The organism is Streptococcus sp. HMSC072D05 (assembly GCF_001815805.1).
Taxonomy (GTDB): Bacteria; Bacillota; Bacilli; order Lactobacillales; family Streptococcaceae; genus Streptococcus.
The window spans coordinates 38,787-56,110 of sequence record NZ_KV821988.1 but is presented as its reverse complement, the minus strand read 5'-3'; the positions used below and the strand labels follow the sequence as shown (position 1 = coordinate 56,110).

Below are 17,324 nucleotides of genomic sequence, written 5' to 3'. Positions count from 1 at the left end.
AGCGATTAAATCTGAGCGAACTTTGGCTGCATCAACCTGAGCCTCTTTATCAGCTTCGTCTAACTTAGCTTGGTCTTCATCTGTGAATTCTGATACAGGTTCAGCTACTGTTTTGTGCTCGCTCGTATCTGCTGGCCAGTCTACAATAACATCACCAATCTCCAAATCCTCATCTGTGATAGCCTTCAAAAGATCTTCTTTACCAATCTCTTCTTTGGCTTCTTTGATAGCCGCTTCTTTATCGGTGATTGAAGCGTCTTTTTTAATATCTTCAATTACAGCATTTTCAAGAGATTCTAGGGCTTGAACCAGAGCATCCGTCGCTTGAGAAACTTGTTCTTTGGCATCTTTTTCAGCTTGGTCTAGTAGGGTTTTCTCCTCAGTAGATAATTTTTTATTAGTTTGAACTTCAGGATTTGTTACCACAGCCTTATCTTCTGCACCTTCTGGCAATTCAGCGATGATATTATCTAAGCTGAGCTCTCCAGACTCAAGAGTATCTGAAATATACATCTTACCGATATATTCCTTCACAGCTTCAGCTGCATCCTCTTTGTCCTCAATCGCTTCCTTATCCTCAATATCACTAATAGCCTGTTCCTCAAGTTCATCCAAAGCCTTCATCAACTCTTCTTTGGTCATCTTAGCTGGATTTGCCGCACCAGGATTAGCTGGACTAGCGTTTTCTGATCCCTTTTCAGTTTGAGCACCGCTCTCCCCTTCTGCTCCAGCTTGTGGTTGTGCAGGAACAACTGCCTGCTCTTCTGCTTTCCCTTCATCTGCCTTAACTACTGAAGGCTGTGAAACGAGTACACTAGCACCCAATACAGCTGCACTTGCTAAACTTGTTAAAATAACTTTCTTCTTGTCCATTAGACAAAGCCCCTTTTATAGTTTTTAATGTTATTATATTACACTATTTAAAGAACGTCAACTAATTCGATATCCATTTTAAAATTTTATGAACAAGAAGAAAGCTTGTATGATGTTTAAGAAACACTTCCTATCCTTACCCCATCACTGTCTAGTCTGTAGCCATCAATAATCGCATTAACAGCTAAGGCTCCCGAAGCATCGACATAGTAATGTTTACCCGAGACTTGGAACCATTGACTAGCTTTCATCTGGCCAGATTCCTCTAAGTAATACCAAGTTCCCTTGTCTTTAAGCCATCCCGTCTGCATCTCACCCGAAGCCTTTAGATAATACCAATGAGAGCCATCCTTAATCCATCCAGTTGACATGGCCCCATTTTCTTTTAAATGATACCAATTGCCGTTAACTTTTTTCCATCCTGTCGCTAGCTTACCATTCTCTCTGTAATACCAACTCCCTCCTTCTTTTTTCCATCCATTCTCTGTATTGCTTAACTCTGCATACTGCACATATCTTCTAGAACCGCTATAAGACAAATAACCAATCCACTTATAACCATCCTTTTCAAGAACTTGATCATAACTCACACTCTCACCAGCATAATAGTAGTCAATAACCTTTCCTGTACTTGACGGTTGGTCCATAATAGGTGATTTCCCCGTGAATACTATTGTCCCACTAGACGGAAGCTCTGAGCTACGAGCATTCTCACCCGCACTATGGCTAGTAGATAAATCCTTGAAATGAATAAAACCTGTCATCGAACTAGCCTTGACTTTTCGACGGTTATACTTTTCTCGAACCCCATAGTTATACTCTTCGATTTCAATCGTATCCCCTGATACATTTGATACCCAGGCCACGTGCCCATAATATCCTTCTGTCGACCAAGCAATAGCCCCAACTTCTGGCTTAGTATCCACACGGTAGCCTTCTCGCCTTGCACGATGTCCCCATTCATTCGCATTTCCGTAGGCAGGAGGAATCTCAAAGCCATTTACACTACTCAAACGAAAGGCCGCAAAAGAGGTACACTGGCGAGAATACATCCGCCACTGATCGATTTCAACACTACCATTTTTGTAGTGAAGCGGATAGTCATCTCCACGCGCTACACTATCGGCCTGAACCGATTCTCCACCAAACAAAAAGGTACTTGTAACAAACAAAGTAGCCAGCCCTAAACCCAACTGAGTATATCTACTCTTCTTAACTCCTGATTTAAAAAACGTCATTCATTCTCCTTAATAATATAAATTTCCGAGGTTACCCTCGTTTATACTATTCGGGAGAAAAAGAAAAAAGTGAGCAAAGCTCACTTCATTTTAGGATTCTTAGTCTAGATAGCGAATCAAGTTCTTTTCTGTCAAGATATCTGAGTAGGTGAAGGATTCAACATAGACATTGGCTTGTTTGTCTCCTTCAACATCCCCAAATTCAACGATAAATAAAGATGGATAAACCTCAATTAACTTACCCAGTCTGTTTTTTTGGCGCTTACGGCCATTCTCCAAAGTCATTTCAACGACTTGTCCCTCATGCGCCTTGATCTCTTCTTTGATTTTTTTCATCTTGGCTACATCTGTAAATGCATCTGACATCTTATGCCTCCCTCTTTGAGATACTTGAAAATTTATTGTATTCTTTTTGGAAAATCAATTCCACCGTTCCACGAGCTCCACTACGGTTTTTCTCGATGATAACCTCAACCTTGTTATTTGGAATTCCTTCCTCTTCTTCACCCGCACGATCGTAGTAGTCGTCACGGTATAGAAAAGCTACGATATCCGCATCCTGCTCGATAGAACCCGATTCACGAATATCAGACAAGACTGGTCTCTTATCTTGACGCTGTTCCACTCCACGAGATAGCTGACTAAGAGCAATGACTGGAACCTTTAATTCCTTGGCTAGAATTTTCAACTGACGAGAAATTTCAGAGACTTCTTGTTGGCGGTTCTCACGACCAGTACCTGTGATAAGCTGTAGGTAGTCGATCAAAATCAAGCCTAGATTGCCTGTTTCTTGAGCCAGTTTACGTGAGCGAGAGCGAATTTCCGTGATCCGAATCCCTGGCGTATCATCAATATAGATACTCGCGTTGGCTAGATTCCCTTGAGCAATGGTATATTTTTGCCACTCCTCATCAGTCAATTGACCAGTACGGATAGAATGAGACTCCACCAAACCTTCTGCTGCCAGCATACGGTCTACTAGGCTTTCTGCACCCATTTCTAGCGAAAAGATAGCAACCGTCTTGTCCAACTTAGTCCCGATGTTCTGAGCAATGTTCAAGGCAAAGGCCGTCTTACCAACCGCTGGTCGCGCCGCTAGGATAATTAACTCCTCCTCATGAAGACCTGTCGTCATATGGTCCAAATCACGGTAGCCCGTTGCAATACCTGTGATATCCGTTGTTTGTTGTGACCGAACTTCTAGGTTCCCAAAGTTGATATTTAGAATATCACGGATGTTCTTGAACCCACTACGATTGGCATTTTCGCTAACATCAATGAGCCCCTTTTCAGCCTGAGCAATGATTTCATCTGCAGGCTTAGAAGCCTCATAAGCTTGGTTGACAGACTCTGTCAACTTGGAAATCAAGCGACGTAGCATAGCCTTTTCAGCTACGATTTTAGCATAATATTCTGCATTAGCTGAAGTTGGTACAGAGTTGACAATTTCAACAAGGTAAGACAAGCCACCAATATTTTGGAGATCCCCTTGACTATCCAAAATCGTCCGAACCGTCGTCGCATCAATCGCTTCCCCACGATCCGACAAATCTACCATCGCTTGGAAAATCAACCGATGAGCATACTTAAAGAAGTCACGAGAATCAATGTATTCTCGGACAAAAACGAGCTTACTCTCATCTATAAAAATAGCTCCCAGAACAGATTGTTCTGCTAAAATATCCTGAGGTTGAACTCGCAGTTCCTCTACTTCTGCCATCCGACTTTCCTTCCTTTTACAATCTTGTCAAGAAGTTGTAAACTTAACCTTCTTTTACACGAAGATTGATGATACTTGTAACATCTTGGTAGATCTTCACTGGTACATCAATCAAACCTACTGCTCGAATTGGTGCTTGCACTTGAATATTGCGTTTGTCAATCTTGATACCAAATTGCTTAAGCAATTCTTCTGCAATCTTCTTGTTGGTGATGGATCCAAATGTACGACCATCTGGTCCAACCTTTTCAACAAACTCTACAACCGTTTCTTCTGCTTCTAGCTTAGCCTTGATGGCTTTTGCTTCAGCAATCATTTCAGCATGAGCCTTTTCTTCTGATTTTTGTTTTCCACGCAACTCACCCACTGCTTGAGCAGTCGCTTCCTTGGCCAAATTCTTTTTAATCAGGAAGTTTTGAGCATAGCCAGTTGGCACTTCCTTAATTTCGCCTTTTTTTCCTTTTCCTTTAACATCTGCTAAAAAGATTACTTTCATTCTTCTTTCTCCTTTTCCTTTAGTTCTTCCAGGATTAGTTGAGTCAATTTTTCTCCTGCTTCCGACAAACTCATATCCTCGATTTGCGCAGCTGCTAGATTAAAGTGACCACCACCACCCAGCTCTTCCATAATACGTTGCACATTGATTTTACTACGACTTCGAGCCGAGATAGAAATAAATCCTTGTGTATTTTTTGCCAGAACGAAGCTGGCTTCAATGCCAGACATAGCCAGCATAGCATCGGCAGCCTTACTGATAACAACTGTGTCATAAGACATTGAGTCCCTAGCTTGGGCAATCAAGATATCTGAACCTAACTTACGACCTTGTAAAATGAGTTCATTTACCTCACGGTACTCTTCAAAATCTGTCGCAGCAATCTCCTGGATAGCAATACTGTCACTTCCCCGTGTTCTCAGATAGCTAGCCACATCAAAGGTTCGACTCGTCACGCGAGATGTGAAATTCTTGGTATCCAGCATCATACCAGCCATCAAAACACTGGCCTGCATACGACTCAAACGATTTTTCTTAGAATTTTGGAACTGAATCAATTCTGTGACCAGCTCACTGGCACTACTTGCCCCACTTTCAATATAGGTGATGACTGCATTCTCTGGGAAATCCTGATCACGTCTATGATGGTCAATAACAATAGTTTGAGTGAACAAATCATAAAAATCTTTTGACAAGGTCAAAGCCGTCTTGGAATGATCCACCAGAATCAATAATGAACGGTTTGTAACTAACTTCATCGCATCTGTAAGAGATAAAAGCTTCGTGACATCTTCCTTCTTCAAGAACTGAATAGCACGTTCGATATCTGCTGGCATATGGTCTGCATCATAGACAGCATAACTGTTCTCAATAATATTACTTGCAAACAACTGCATACCAACAGCAGAGCCCAAAGCATCCATATCTAGATTTTTATGACCGACTACAAAAACTTGGTCAACACTTCGAATCTTATCAGAAATGGCTGTCATCATGGCTCTGGTACGTGTACGAGTACGTTTGATAGATGCAGCAGTTCCTCCACCAAAGTAGACAGGATTCTTGGTTTCGTTATTTTCCTTGACCACCACCTGGTCACCACCGCGAACTTCTGCTAAGTTCAAGTTGAGCAAGGCAATTTTCCCTATCTCTTCATGGTTTCCATCACCATAAGAAAATCCCATACTTAAAGTTAGGGCTAGCTGCCTCTGTTTTGATTCTTCTCGGAAACTATCAATAACAGAGAATTTATCATTCATCAATTCCTCTAGTACTGTGTAATCTGTGAATACATAAAAACGATCCATCCCCACACGGCGAGAGAACATAGCATACTTACTTGCAAATTCTGAAACAAAATTAGCTACAAAGCTATTGATATGGCTGATATCAGAGTCAGACGTCGCATCCTCCAAATCATCGTAATTATCCACTGAGATGACCCCAATGACTGGACGACTAGTTACCAATTCGACAGTCGCTTCGTACTCCCCAGAAACATCAAAGAAATACAAAACACCCGAAGCCTTGTCCATATGAACAGCATATCGTGTTTCGCCCAAGGTAGCATACGAACCTGGATTCCCAACAGAAGCCTTGATGATGGTTTGAATTAACTCAACATCAATTTCGCCTTCTTCAGTAGTTAAAATCAGCTCAGCATAAGGATTAAACCATTCCACTTCTCCGCTTGATAGGTCTAATTTCAGGACTCCCACCGGCATTTGATCAAGCAAAGTACTCAAGCTATTTTCGGCTTGGTGATTTACATATTGGATTTGTTCAATTTCGCTCTTTTCATACTGTTTCTTTTGCCATACAAACAAAAACAGATAAAGAAGTACAAATAAAAACAAAACAGTGATTGTTACAGCAAGATTATGTGAAAAAATAATCAGCAAAGTTAAGATTCCGAAAGTTGCAAGTCCTAGCAAGACTGCAGAAAACGGGATTAAATTATTTTTTTTCATTCTAAACCTCTTGCGCATTATTATATCACAAATGCCCTTAAAAAGCGACCCTTTAAAAGATGCAAGCCCTTCATTTCTCTAACTTCAGACACAAAAAGAGGAGGGAATCATCACCCTCCTACCCACGTGTTCAAATCATTAACACCTAACGTTCCACGATAAGGGCAGTCCCCATCCCTCCTCCGATACAGAGAGTTGCTAACCCAGTTTTAGCATCACGTTTCATCATCTCATGTACCAGTGTCACTAGGATACGGCAACCGGAAGCTCCAATTGGGTGACCAAGAGCAATGGCGCCACCATTGACATTGACAATATCTGTGTTAAAGCCAAGTGTTTTCCCAACCACACAAGCCTGGGCAGCAAAGGCTTCATTTGACTCAATCAAGTCGAGATCATCAACTGTCAAATTGCCTTTTTCAAGAGCCTTGCGAGTCGCATAAATCGGCCCACATCCCATCATCTTAGGGTCCAAACCTGCACTTGCATACGAACAAATGCGAGCAATCACTGAGAGTCCTAATTCTTCCGCTTTTTCAGCACTCATGACCAAGACAGCCGCTGCCCCGTCATTGATACCGGAAGCATTTCCCGCTGTGACAGAACCGTCTTTTTTGAAAACAGGATCTAGCTTAGACAAACTCTCTAAGCTAGCATCTTTTCTAGGATATTCATCTGTATCAAAAACGATCGGATCACCTTTGCGTTGAGGAATGACAACTGGCACAATCTCTTCTTTAAAGCGACCAGATTCTATAGCCGCCACTGCACGTTTTTGTGACTCTAAAGCAAGAGCATCTTGTTCTTCTCGACTGATACCATATTCTTCAGCCACATTTTCAGCTGTAATCCCCATATGGTATTCGTTAAAGGCATCAGACAAACCGTCCTTAATCATAGTATCTACCACTTTTGAATCTCCCATACGGCCACCCCAACGGAAACTTGGCAAAACGTATGGCGCCTGACTCATGTTTTCTGCACCACCAGCTACGATAATATCTGCATCGCCACATCGAATCGCTTGAGCAGCCAACTGCACTGCCTTCAAACCGGAACCACAAACCTTGTTGATAGTAAAGGCTGGAGTAAATTCAGGGAGTCCTGCATGAACGCTCATTTGACGAGCTACGTTTTGACCTAAACCTGCGCCTAGGACATTCCCCATAATCACTTCATCTACTAGCTCTGGTTTGACATTGGCTTTTTCCAAAGCACTCTTAATAACCAACGCTCCCAAATCAACAGCTGAAACATTCTTCAAACTTCCTCCAAAGGAGCCTATTGGAGTTCGCACTGCTGAAACAATCACCACGTCTTTCATAACTGTCCCCATTTATACCTTTTATAATGATGCAATACAAAAGTGGTTTACACTGGTGTAAACCACTTTAAAAATTCTATTTTATGATTCTTTCACTTCTAACAAACCGACTTCACCATCTTCACGGCGATACAAAACATTAGTTGTTTGATCTTCCACATCTACATAGATAAAGAAATCATGTCCCAATAAATCCATTTGGAGAAGGGCTTCTTCTAAATCCATTGGCTTCAAATCAATTTGTTTTGAACGAACGACTTTTGGTTGCACAACATTTGCATCTTCAACTAGAGCATCTGTAAAGAGTTGACTTGTCGCAACTTTATTTTTATTCTTACGTTCGATTTTAGTTTTATTTTTACGAATCTGACGTTCAATTTTATCTGTTACAAGATCGATAGAACCATACATATCTTGAGAAATATCTTCAGCACGAAGAGTGATAGATCCAAGCGGAATTGTTACTTCAACCTTTGCTGTTTTTTCACGGTAAACTTTCAAGTTCACACGTGCATCCAACTCCTGCTCAGGTTGGAAATACTTTTCGATCTTTTCGAGTTTAGAAACTACATAATCACGAATTGCTTCTGTTACTTCTAGGTTTTCACCACGGATACTATATTTAATCATATAAGTACCTTCTTTCTAAACATTTTTGTTTTTCTAACTATATTATAACGCTTTCATTTTCATTTTGCAAATTTTTTCCTCATCTTACAAGGGAAAAAGTTTTAACTTCCAAAGCACCTGCTTCTGCCAAAAGTCGTTTCACACGATTCACAGTTGCCCCTGTTGTATAGATATCATCAATCAGCAAAATCTTCTTGGGAAGTGAGATTCCATCTTTAATAAAAAATGGAATTTCAGTAGTCAACCTTTCTAAACGGCTTTTAGAAGAACTAGCGCTCTCTTCTCTTTTTCCTAATATATCTTTAAAAGAAAAGCCTGCTGCCTCAACCAAACCCTCGACTTGGTTAAACCCCCTCTCAAGCAATCTTTCAGGGCTTAGGGGAATTACAACAAATTGATAACCTCTATACTTTTTCAGTTCCTCAGCAAGAACGGAAGCAAAAACTTTTCTAAGCAAAAAATCACCATCAAACTTATATCTACTGAAAAAGTCTTTCATAGCTTGATTATAGGTAAAGATTGCTTTATGATCAACTTGAATTCCTTCTTTACACCAAAGTTTACAATCTTGACACTTAGTTGACAGTCCTGTTTTCATACAGTTTGGACAATATTTCTCACCAATCTTCTCAAAACTAGAAGCACAAGCTGAGCATAGATAACTGCAGTCGTGCTTCAAAAGGAAGAGACTACCAAAAGTTAACTCACTTTTTGTAGTCTGACCACATAATAAACAGTTCATAATCCCGCCTCCTTGTTCATCTGCTTGATTTCCTTGATTGCCTTCTTGATGGAAGCATTTAATCCATCATGAAAGAAGAGCAACTCACCAGTCGGTCTGTCCATACTACGCCCAACTCGACCACCAATCTGAATCAAGCTAGACTTGGTAAAGAGACGATGATTAGCTTCTACTACGAAAACATCTACACAAGGGAAGGTAACTCCGCGTTCCAATATTGTCGTACTGATTAGTATCGTCAACTCTCCATCTCGAAAAGCTTGTACTTGCTCTAATCGATTTTCTGTGATAGAAGATACAAAACCGATATTCTCATTCGGGAAATCCACCTGTAGTATTTCTTTTAGTTTTTCGCCTTTCTTAATCTCTGATGCAAAAATCAGCAGTGGATAACCTGTTCTTCTCTGTTTCTCAATGTAGGTTTTTAACTTGGTTGACAATTGATTTTTCTCTAAACAGCGATTAAAATCCGATAACCAGACAGATTTAGGAATAATCAAAGGATTTCCATGAAACCGTCTCGGCAAGCTTAATCTTTTTAATTCCTTTGTGCGAACCTTCCTATCTAACTCATCTGTAGAAGTTGCTGTAAGGAATATCCTTAATCCATCTTCCTTTACACTATTCTTTACAGCATAGTAAAGCATAGAGTTGTCAACATAAGGAAAGGCATCTACCTCATCCACTATCAACAAATCAAAAGCATGATAAAATTTTAATAACTGATGAGTTGTTGCAATTACTAAGGGAGTTCGAAAATAGGGCTCTGATTCGCCATGGAGTAGCGCTATATCGCAAGCAAAGTCATTCTGCAGTCGCTTATACAGTTCTAAACATACATCAATTCGAGGACTGGCCAAACAAACTGCACCACCATCATCAATCACTTTAGCTACAACTTGATAGATCATCTCTGTCTTTCCAGCACCTGTCACAGCATGAACTAAAGTCGGTTCTTTCTTTTCGACTGCTCGAACCAACCCCTCTGATACCTTTTCCTGAAAAGGGGTTAACTGACCACGCCATTTGAGAACATCTTGCTTAGGAAAATCTTCCTGCGAAAAATAGTATAAGGCTTGATCACTCCTGACTCGCTTCATCAGCAAACACTCCCTACAATAGTAGACGCCGATAGGCAAATACCATTCTTCTAGAATCGAACTATTACAACGTTGACAAAACAGTTTCCCCTTCTCTTTTCTCATTGCTGGCAGTCTCACTGCTACCTGTCGTTCTTCTTCAGTTAATTCTTTCTCAGTAAACAACCGACCGAGATAATTTGGATTTACTTTCATACTTTAATATTCGTAAAAATCTAGCACTTTAGGTGTTTTTTTAGTACAATTAAATCATGGAATTTAGAACAATTAAAGAGGATGGGCAGGTCCAAGAAGAAATCAAAAAATCTCGATTTATCTGTCATGTCAAGCGTGTTTATAGCGAAGAAGAGGCTCGTGACTTCATAACTACCATCAAAAAAGAACACTATAAAGCCACCCATAACTGCTCTGCTTTTATTGTAGGAGAACGAAGTGAAATCAAGCGCACGAGTGATGATGGAGAGCCTAGTGGTACTGCTGGAGTCCCTATGCTTGGAGTCTTAGAAAATCATAATCTTACCAATGTCTGTGTAGTAGTTACCCGCTACTTTGGTGGCATCAAACTAGGTGCTGGTGGTTTGATCCGTGCCTATGCAGGTAGCGTAGCCTTGGCTGTTAAAGAAATTGGCATTATTGAAATCAAAGAACAGGCTGGCATAGCCATTCAGATGTCTTACGCTCAGTATCAAGAATATGGCAATTTCCTTAGAAAGCATCATCTCATGGAGCTGGATACAAACTTTACAGATCAAATTGCTACAATGATCTATGTTGATAAGGAAGAGAAAGAAAATATCAAAGCCGCTCTTGTTGAGTTCTTTAATGGAAAAATCACTTTAACTGATCAAGATTTACGAGAAGTTGAAGTTCCTGTAAACTTAGTGTAAACAAAGGAGAAATACATGGCGTTTGGGAAATTTATTCAAGGACTTGCTGGAAACTTTAGCGAGGAAAACAAAGAGACTCTTATTAAAGAATATGGACAATATCTACTAGAGAATGAAGAAATTCAAAGTGGATATAAACTTATTCGCGATTCAATTATCTTTACAAATATCCGTATTATTTTTACAGATAAGCAAGGTGCTACTGGTCGCAAGACGTCTGTTAAGTCACTCTTTTTGATGAACATTGTAAACGTTGAAATGGAAACTGCTGGAGCAGGTATAGATGATAGTGAGATTACGATCACTTATTTAGAAAATGTCTTTCTAAAAGCACATAATGAGCATCTGAGTTTCCATAAATTTGAATTCCCTAAAAAAGCGGACATCCTTCCGCTTTACACCTATTTATTAGAATTGGCTTATCACAATCGATTAAAAATTAATGGCTTAGACTTTTGATATAAAAAAATCCTATCACTTTGATAGGATTTCTATATTTTACAAATAGCCTTGAGCGCGTTATACTAGTATCATCTTATACAAAGAGGTATATCTATGACTATTTATAATAATATTACTGAACTAATCGGACAAACACCGATTGTTAAACTCAACAACATTGTTCCAGAGGGTGCTGCAGACGTCTATGTTAAACTAGAAGCTTTTAACCCTGGATCGTCAGTAAAAGACCGTATTGCCCTTAGTATGATTGAAAAAGCGGAACAAGATGGTATTCTAAAACCGGGTGCTACCATTGTTGAAGCAACGAGTGGAAACACTGGTATTGGTCTTTCATGGGTAGGTGCTGCTAAAGGATATAAAGTTGTTATCGTCATGCCTGAAACGATGAGCGTGGAACGCCGTAAGATTATCCAAGCCTATGGTGCTGAACTCGTCCTCACTCCTGGTAGCGAAGGAATGAAAGGGGCCATTGCCAAAGCTCAGGAAATCGCCGCTGAACGTGACGGCTTCCTTCCACTCCAATTTAATAATCCAGCTAATCCAGAAGTACACGAAAGAACAACAGGAGCTGAAATACTGGCTGCTTTCGGTTCTGATGGACTAGATGCTTTTGTAGGTGGTGTTGGTACTGGTGGAACGATCTCAGGTGTTTCTCACGCTCTTAAAGCAGCAAATCCAAACATTCAAGTTTATGCAGTGGAGGCAGACGAGTCAGCTATCTTGTCTGGTGAAAAACCAGGACCTCACAAAATTCAAGGCATCTCAGCTGGATTTATTCCTGAAACACTTGATACAAAGGCCTATGATGGTATCGTCCGCGTAACGTCAGATGATGCTCTAGCACTCGGACGTGAAATTGGTGGAAAAGAAGGCTTCCTTGTTGGGATTTCTTCAGCTGCAGCAATTTACGGGGCAATTGAGGTTGCCAAGAAATTAGGTACAGGTAAGAAAGTCCTTGCTTTAGCACCAGATAACGGCGAACGTTATTTGTCTACAGCACTCTATGAATTTGAAGTGTAGCCTCCTAAATGCACTTAGCCCTTATTAAAGGGCTTTTTGTTTACTCATACAGAATCTACTCTCTAGACAAAAAGAAAAAGGAAGCAATTTGCTTCCTTTTCTATTAGTTATTCAAGGCTGCTGCCATTGTAGCTGCAACTTCTGCTTCAAAGTCGTTTGCAGCTTTCTCAATACCTTCACCAACTTCAAAGCGAGCGAACTCAACTACTGAAGCATTTACTGATTCAAGGTAAGCTTCAACTGTCTTGCTGTCATCCATGATGTATACTTGTGCAAGAAGTGTGTATGCTTGGTCAACTTTAGTGTTGTCAAGCATGAAGCGGTCCATTTTACCTGGGATGATTTTGTCCCAGATTTTTTCTGGTTTGCCTTCTGCAGCCAACTCAGCTTTGATATCAGCTTCAGCTTGAGCAATCACTTCATCAGTCAATTGTGCTTTTGATCCATACTTCAAGTGTGGAAGAGCTGGTTTACCAACCATTGCACGGCTTTCGTTATCTTGGTCGATTACGTGGTTCAATTGTGCCAACTCATCTTTAACGAATTGCTCATCCAATTCTTTGTAAGAAAGAACTGTTGGTTTCATCGCAGCAATGTGCATTGAGATTTGTTTAGCAAGAGCTTCGTCTCCACCTTCAATAACAGAGATAACACCGATACGGCCACCATTGTGTTGGTATGCTCCGAAGTGTTGTGCATCTGTTTTTTCAAGCAAAGCAAAACGACGGAATGAGATTTTTTCACCGATTGTAGCTGTTGCAGATACATATGCAGCTTCAAGAGTTTCACCTGAAGGCATTGTCAAAGCAAGAGCTTCTTCGTTGTTCGCTGGTTTTCCTTCAGCAATTACTTTAGCTGTTGCGTTTACCAAGTCAACGAATTGAGCGTTTTTCGCAACGAAGTCAGTTTCAGCATTTACTTCAACTACTGCTGCAACGTTACCATTAACAAATACACCAGTCAAACCTTCTGCAGCAACACGGTCAGCTTTCTTAGCTGCCTTCGCCATACCTTTTTCACGAAGCAATTCAATCGCTTTTTCGATGTCACCGTCTGTTTCTACAAGCGCTTTTTTAGCGTCCATAACACCGGCACCAGATTTTTCACGCAACTCTTTTACAAGTTTAGCTGTAATTTCTGCCATTTTGATTCTCCTATATTTTTTAAAAATAGGAGAGCTGGGCTAGGCCCCGCCCTCCTAGGTAATTACTATTTATATGAATTAAGCGTTGTCGCCTTCTACAACTTCAACGATTTCTTCGATTGAGTCAGCTTGAGCTTCTGAAGCTGCAAATTCTGCTTCAACTGCTGCTGCGTCTTCACCTTGACGTCCTTCGATGATAGCGTCAGCCAATTTAGCTGTGATCAATTTAACAGCGCGGATAGCGTCATCGTTAGCTGGGATGATTACATCGATATCGTCTGGATCAGTGTTTGTGTCAACCATCGCTACAACTGGGATGCCCAATTTTTTAGCTTCTTTAACAGCGATTTGTTCTTTATGTGGGTCAACTACGTACATTACATCTGGGATACGAGGCATGTCTTCGATACCACCCAAGAATTTTTCAAGACGTGCACGTTGTTTGTTAAGAAGTGCAACTTCTTTCTTAGGAAGAACGTCGAAGATTCCTTCTTCTTCCATACGTTTGATTTCTTTCAAACGAGCAATACGTTTTTGGATAGTTCCCCAGTTAGTAAGAGTTCCACCCAACCAACGGTGGTTGATGTAGTATTGACCTGAACGTTCTGCTTCTTCTTTAACAGCGTCAGCAGCTTGTTTTTTAGTACCAACAAACAATACAACTGCATCGTTAGCTGCCGCATCACGCATAAAGTCGTATGCTTGGTCAGCGTATTTTACAGTTTGTTGCAAGTCGATAACGTGGATTCCGTTACGCTCAGTGAAGATGTACTTAGCCATCTTAGGGTTCCAGCGACGAGTTTGGTGACCAAAGTGTACACCAGCCTCAAGAAGTTGTTTCATTGAAATTACTGCCATGAGTATTTCTCCTTTTTGTTTTTTTCCTCTCCTCGACTTCAACTTGCAAAACGACCCGAGGGCAACAGTTTTACAATTCATCAAGAATGAGTATTATCGTTTACACGACAAGTTTCATTTTACCACATTTTAGCGATATTTTCAAGTGGTTTTGATAGATTTCGGCCTTGCTTCCGATAAAAAATAATAAAAGAGGCTCAAATCGAGCCTCTTCGTTTCATTCATTAGTTTGGATAGATGTATGTTACGTAACCTTCAGAAGTTGTTGTTGGGTTAAACCATCCACGTTTGTTACCGATTGTACGATCTCCACCATAGTTTGATTCTGATACTTGAATGCTAGTTGATGATGAAACTGCTGTAACAACCGCTACGTGTCCATATCCACCGTCATTCCAACATGCAATCGCACCAACTTGTGGAGTTGATCCAGTACGGAATCCTGCAGCTGCTGCACTTGTAGCCCACTGCGCTCCGTTACCCCAGTAATCTCCAGCCCAAGGCGCTAATGTCTTAGCTCCCCAAGTACATTCTCCAGTTGGATAACTTGAAGCATTTGTACTGTATGTTGGACGCTGTCTTGTTGGAGTTGGTGCAGGTGCCGGAGTGTAGCTTGAATCATCATCTGATGAAGAGCTTGAAGTTGCTTGCACTTGATCTGAAAGTGTTGTATTTCCAGAAGCAACAACTGATTGTTGTTGGCTTGTTTGACGTGCTTTATAAGCCGCTTCTGCTTCAGCTGCCGCTTTTGCTTCTGCCTCTGCTGCTGCTTTTTGTTCCAACAAAGTAGCTTTATCACTTTCTGCAGTAGCTTTCTCTGCAGCAAGGTTTAACTCAGCAACTTTCAACTCTGCTTGTTTTGTTGTCAATGCTTGTGCATCGTCAGCAAGCGTTTGTTGGTTCGCAATGACAGTGTTGATTGCTTCATTATTTGCAACCTGTTTTTCAGCGATAGATTTCTTATCAGCTTTCTGTTGTTCCAACATTTTGTTGTTAGCTGATACAATCTCGCTCATTGCTGCAACACGTGAAATAGCTTCTGTAATTGATTTTGAGTTTACAATTGTATTGATGTAGCTAGTTGCAGCACCGTTTGTTTGTGCGCTACGTGCTTGTTTCTCCAAAGATTCATTACGAGCAACAATGTTCTTAGAAAGCTCTGTAATTTCTCCTTCAAGTTTTTTAGATTCAGCTTGTAGAGTTTCATTCTCAGCTTCCAAGTTCGTTTGTTGAGTTTGGATAGCTGTAACTTGCGTTTGGATTTCATCTACTTGTTTTTGAGCTTCTTTTTGTTGAGATGTCAAATTACTAATCTTACTATCTTGAGCAGCAATCTTTTCATCAGTTGTTTCAGCGTGGACAGTTGTCAATACTGCCGCTTGAGACACTAATACTGTACTTAATAAAAGTGACGCTAAGATTTTTTTCTTCATATTGTGTAGATACTCCTTCTATTTAAGACATTACTAGTATACCAAAAAAAGACATAATAAATATTACGCCTTTGTTACATTTTTATTTCTTTCTTATAGATAACATTTTTCAAAAATATATTGGAAAATAAGCATCCATAAAAAGTTTAAAATCATTGATGGGACAAGGCTATAGACGATGAAAACTGGCATCGATTCTACTGTCAATCCCATAGCAAGAGCAAGGAGGTAGCTCCCCATATCAAATAGGAAACTCATCACAACTATTGTTAACATTCTTGTCCAACGGTTTAGCAAAATTACACTATTAAATTTATGGAGCGAAGCTCCTATCAAGATAAATAGAAGTGTTGCAATTCCTATCAAGTGGAAAAAATAGATATCGTACACCAAACCCACTATACCGCAATAAGCTAGATAGAGATATTCTGAAACCTCAATTGTCTCAAACAAGAGAAATAAAAACAGAAAATGACTTGCTAAATGAAAGTGAGGGAAGAAGGATCCCGCTAATTGTCCAATATGTGCATCAATTAGTACAACAAAAGGGAGTAAAAAGAAAATACCAATTTGTTTTAACAGTCTCATTGCTAATTCCCCACTAACTCAACCACATGAAGATTTTTGGTGTCAGCACTTAACTTTACTGTTACCTCCTTTGTTAGATAATCACTGCTGTGTGTTGTAGCAACAACCTCTCCAACAGGGATATCCTTAACATTAAAGTTTCCGAGCCCCCCTGTAGTCACCTTGTCTCCCGCGCTAATGTCGCTGTTGCTGTTTAATTGACTAATTTTAAGCAGTTCAGATTCCTTATCATAACCAACGATAATCCCGTAAATTTCAGTAGAGCCATGCAGGATTTTAACAGAAATTTTGTCTGAATTTTCGGTGTTTGTCAATAGGTTGATCGTTGTTGAATGATCCTCCACCTTTGAAACACTACCAATCAAACCCCCGTTTGCAATGGCCAACATATTTTCAGAAGCTCCTTTTGAACTTCCCACATCAATTGTTAACTCTTGTTTCCAAGATACTGGAGCTCGCATAATCACATCTGCTGAAATGGTTTTTGTAGCCTGCAATTTTGACTTCATATCCAGCAACTGACGTAATTGTTCATTTTCATTTTTTAAACTTTCTGATTGATTAGACTCCACCTCTAGTTGATAAAGCTGTTTTTTTAGACTTTCGTTTTCATTGTAAGTCTGCGTCAAATGTCCCAAATCTGATTTAAAAGTATCAAACCACTGAAAGGGTTTTTGAACAATTCTATCTACTAAAGAAATCCCATCTCCTAGTTTCGTCACAATAGCGCTTGAATAGGTTGTCACTAATAGAACAGAAACTGCCAGAACTGTGACAAAAACGATGATTAGATATTTTGATTTTTTAAAACGGTTCATATTCCTACCTTTATACTAAAA

Annotated in this window: 17 protein-coding genes and 1 pseudogene; 3 read left to right on the top strand and 15 right to left on the bottom strand. The window is 40.1% G+C overall.

Features of this window, described 5'->3' with window-relative positions; translation table 11 throughout:
- From HMPREF3057_RS01855 to HMPREF3057_RS01810, 10 genes and pseudogenes are all read right to left on the bottom strand, one after another.
- Window positions 1–873 (bottom strand): annotated as a pseudogene (locus HMPREF3057_RS01855) (cell wall anchor protein); the annotation flags it as partial.
- 116 nt (window positions 874–989) lie between these two features.
- Window positions 990–2,111, bottom strand: a complete 1,122-nt coding sequence (locus HMPREF3057_RS01850; protein ID WP_070696105.1) for a CHAP domain-containing protein — start codon at window positions 2,109–2,111, stop codon at window positions 990–992.
- A 99-nt stretch (window positions 2,112–2,210) separates the two neighbouring features.
- Window positions 2,211–2,477, bottom strand: a complete 267-nt coding sequence (locus tag HMPREF3057_RS01845; RefSeq protein WP_001278165.1) for a Veg family protein — start codon at window positions 2,475–2,477, stop codon at window positions 2,211–2,213.
- Between the two features lies 1 nt (window position 2,478).
- Window positions 2,479–3,831, bottom strand: coding sequence for a replicative DNA helicase (dnaB, locus tag HMPREF3057_RS01840; protein WP_000852476.1), 1,353 nt, complete (start codon window positions 3,829–3,831; stop codon window positions 2,479–2,481).
- A 43-nt stretch (window positions 3,832–3,874) separates the two neighbouring features.
- Window positions 3,875–4,327, bottom strand: a complete 453-nt coding sequence (gene rplI, locus HMPREF3057_RS01835) for a 50S ribosomal protein L9 (RefSeq protein WP_000864208.1) — start codon at window positions 4,325–4,327, stop codon at window positions 3,875–3,877.
- A complete protein-coding gene (locus tag HMPREF3057_RS01830) occupies window positions 4,324–6,297 on the bottom strand; it encodes a DHH family phosphoesterase (protein ID WP_000739974.1) in 1,974 nt (657 codons plus the stop codon). Before HMPREF3057_RS01830 ends, rplI begins: the two co-directional genes overlap by 4 nt.
- A 145-nt stretch (window positions 6,298–6,442) precedes the next feature.
- Window positions 6,443–7,621 carry an acetyl-CoA C-acetyltransferase gene (locus HMPREF3057_RS01825; RefSeq protein WP_009013605.1) on the bottom strand — a complete coding sequence of 393 codons (1,179 nt, stop codon included), beginning with the start codon at window positions 7,619–7,621 and terminating at the stop codon, window positions 6,443–6,445.
- Window positions 7,622–7,702: 81 nt separating this feature from the next.
- Complete coding sequence (hpf, locus tag HMPREF3057_RS01820; RefSeq protein ID WP_000599111.1) at window positions 7,703–8,251, bottom strand: ribosome hibernation-promoting factor, HPF/YfiA family; 549 nt, start codon at window positions 8,249–8,251, stop codon at window positions 7,703–7,705.
- Between the two features lie 79 nt (window positions 8,252–8,330).
- Window positions 8,331–8,993: a ComF family protein gene (locus HMPREF3057_RS01815; protein WP_070696103.1), complete on the bottom strand. Its 663-nt coding sequence runs from the start codon at window positions 8,991–8,993 to the stop codon at window positions 8,331–8,333.
- A complete protein-coding gene (locus HMPREF3057_RS01810; protein WP_070696101.1) occupies window positions 8,990–10,288 on the bottom strand; it encodes an ATP-dependent helicase ComFA in 1,299 nt (432 codons plus the stop codon). The genes HMPREF3057_RS01815 and HMPREF3057_RS01810 overlap by 4 nt, the downstream gene beginning before the upstream one ends.
- A 56-nt stretch (window positions 10,289–10,344) precedes the next feature.
- On the opposite strand from HMPREF3057_RS01810, the gene HMPREF3057_RS01805 reads away from it, so the two are divergent.
- The 3 genes from HMPREF3057_RS01805 to cysK all read left to right on the top strand — a co-directional run bounded on the left by HMPREF3057_RS01805 (window position 10,345) and on the right by cysK (window position 12,462).
- Window positions 10,345–10,980 (top strand): YigZ family protein, encoded by a 636-nt coding sequence (locus HMPREF3057_RS01805; RefSeq protein WP_049520655.1) that lies wholly within the window; start codon window positions 10,345–10,347, stop codon window positions 10,978–10,980.
- Window positions 10,981–10,995: 15 nt separating this feature from the next.
- The gene (locus HMPREF3057_RS01800; RefSeq protein WP_000863901.1) at window positions 10,996–11,439 is read left to right on the top strand and encodes a PH domain-containing protein; all 444 of its coding nucleotides are present in this window, start codon (window positions 10,996–10,998) and stop codon (window positions 11,437–11,439) included.
- Window positions 11,440–11,535: 96 nt separating this feature from the next.
- Entirely contained in the window at window positions 11,536–12,462 is a 927-nt protein-coding gene (gene cysK, locus HMPREF3057_RS01795) for a cysteine synthase A (RefSeq protein WP_000158478.1), read from the top strand.
- A gap of 103 nt (window positions 12,463–12,565) precedes the next feature.
- Here cysK and tsf read toward each other — a convergent pair whose 3' ends face one another.
- The 5 genes from tsf to mreC form a co-directional block, all read right to left on the bottom strand.
- Entirely contained in the window at window positions 12,566–13,606 is a 1,041-nt protein-coding gene (tsf, locus tag HMPREF3057_RS01790) for a translation elongation factor Ts (RefSeq protein ID WP_000808059.1), read from the bottom strand.
- 78 nt (window positions 13,607–13,684) lie between these two features.
- On the bottom strand, window positions 13,685–14,464 hold the full coding sequence (rpsB, locus tag HMPREF3057_RS01785; RefSeq protein ID WP_000268475.1) for a 30S ribosomal protein S2: 780 nt from the start codon (window positions 14,462–14,464) through the stop codon (window positions 13,685–13,687).
- Between the two features lie 224 nt (window positions 14,465–14,688).
- On the bottom strand, window positions 14,689–15,897 hold the full coding sequence (pcsB, locus tag HMPREF3057_RS01780; RefSeq protein WP_000726991.1) for a peptidoglycan hydrolase PcsB: 1,209 nt from the start codon (window positions 15,895–15,897) through the stop codon (window positions 14,689–14,691).
- A gap of 93 nt (window positions 15,898–15,990) precedes the next feature.
- On the bottom strand, window positions 15,991–16,485 hold the full coding sequence (gene mreD / locus HMPREF3057_RS01775; RefSeq protein WP_001237915.1) for a rod shape-determining protein MreD: 495 nt from the start codon (window positions 16,483–16,485) through the stop codon (window positions 15,991–15,993).
- A gap of 2 nt (window positions 16,486–16,487) precedes the next feature.
- Window positions 16,488–17,303, bottom strand: coding sequence for a rod shape-determining protein MreC (gene mreC, locus HMPREF3057_RS01770; protein ID WP_001078972.1), 816 nt, complete (start codon window positions 17,301–17,303; stop codon window positions 16,488–16,490).
- Between the last annotated feature and the right edge of the window lie 21 nt (window positions 17,304–17,324).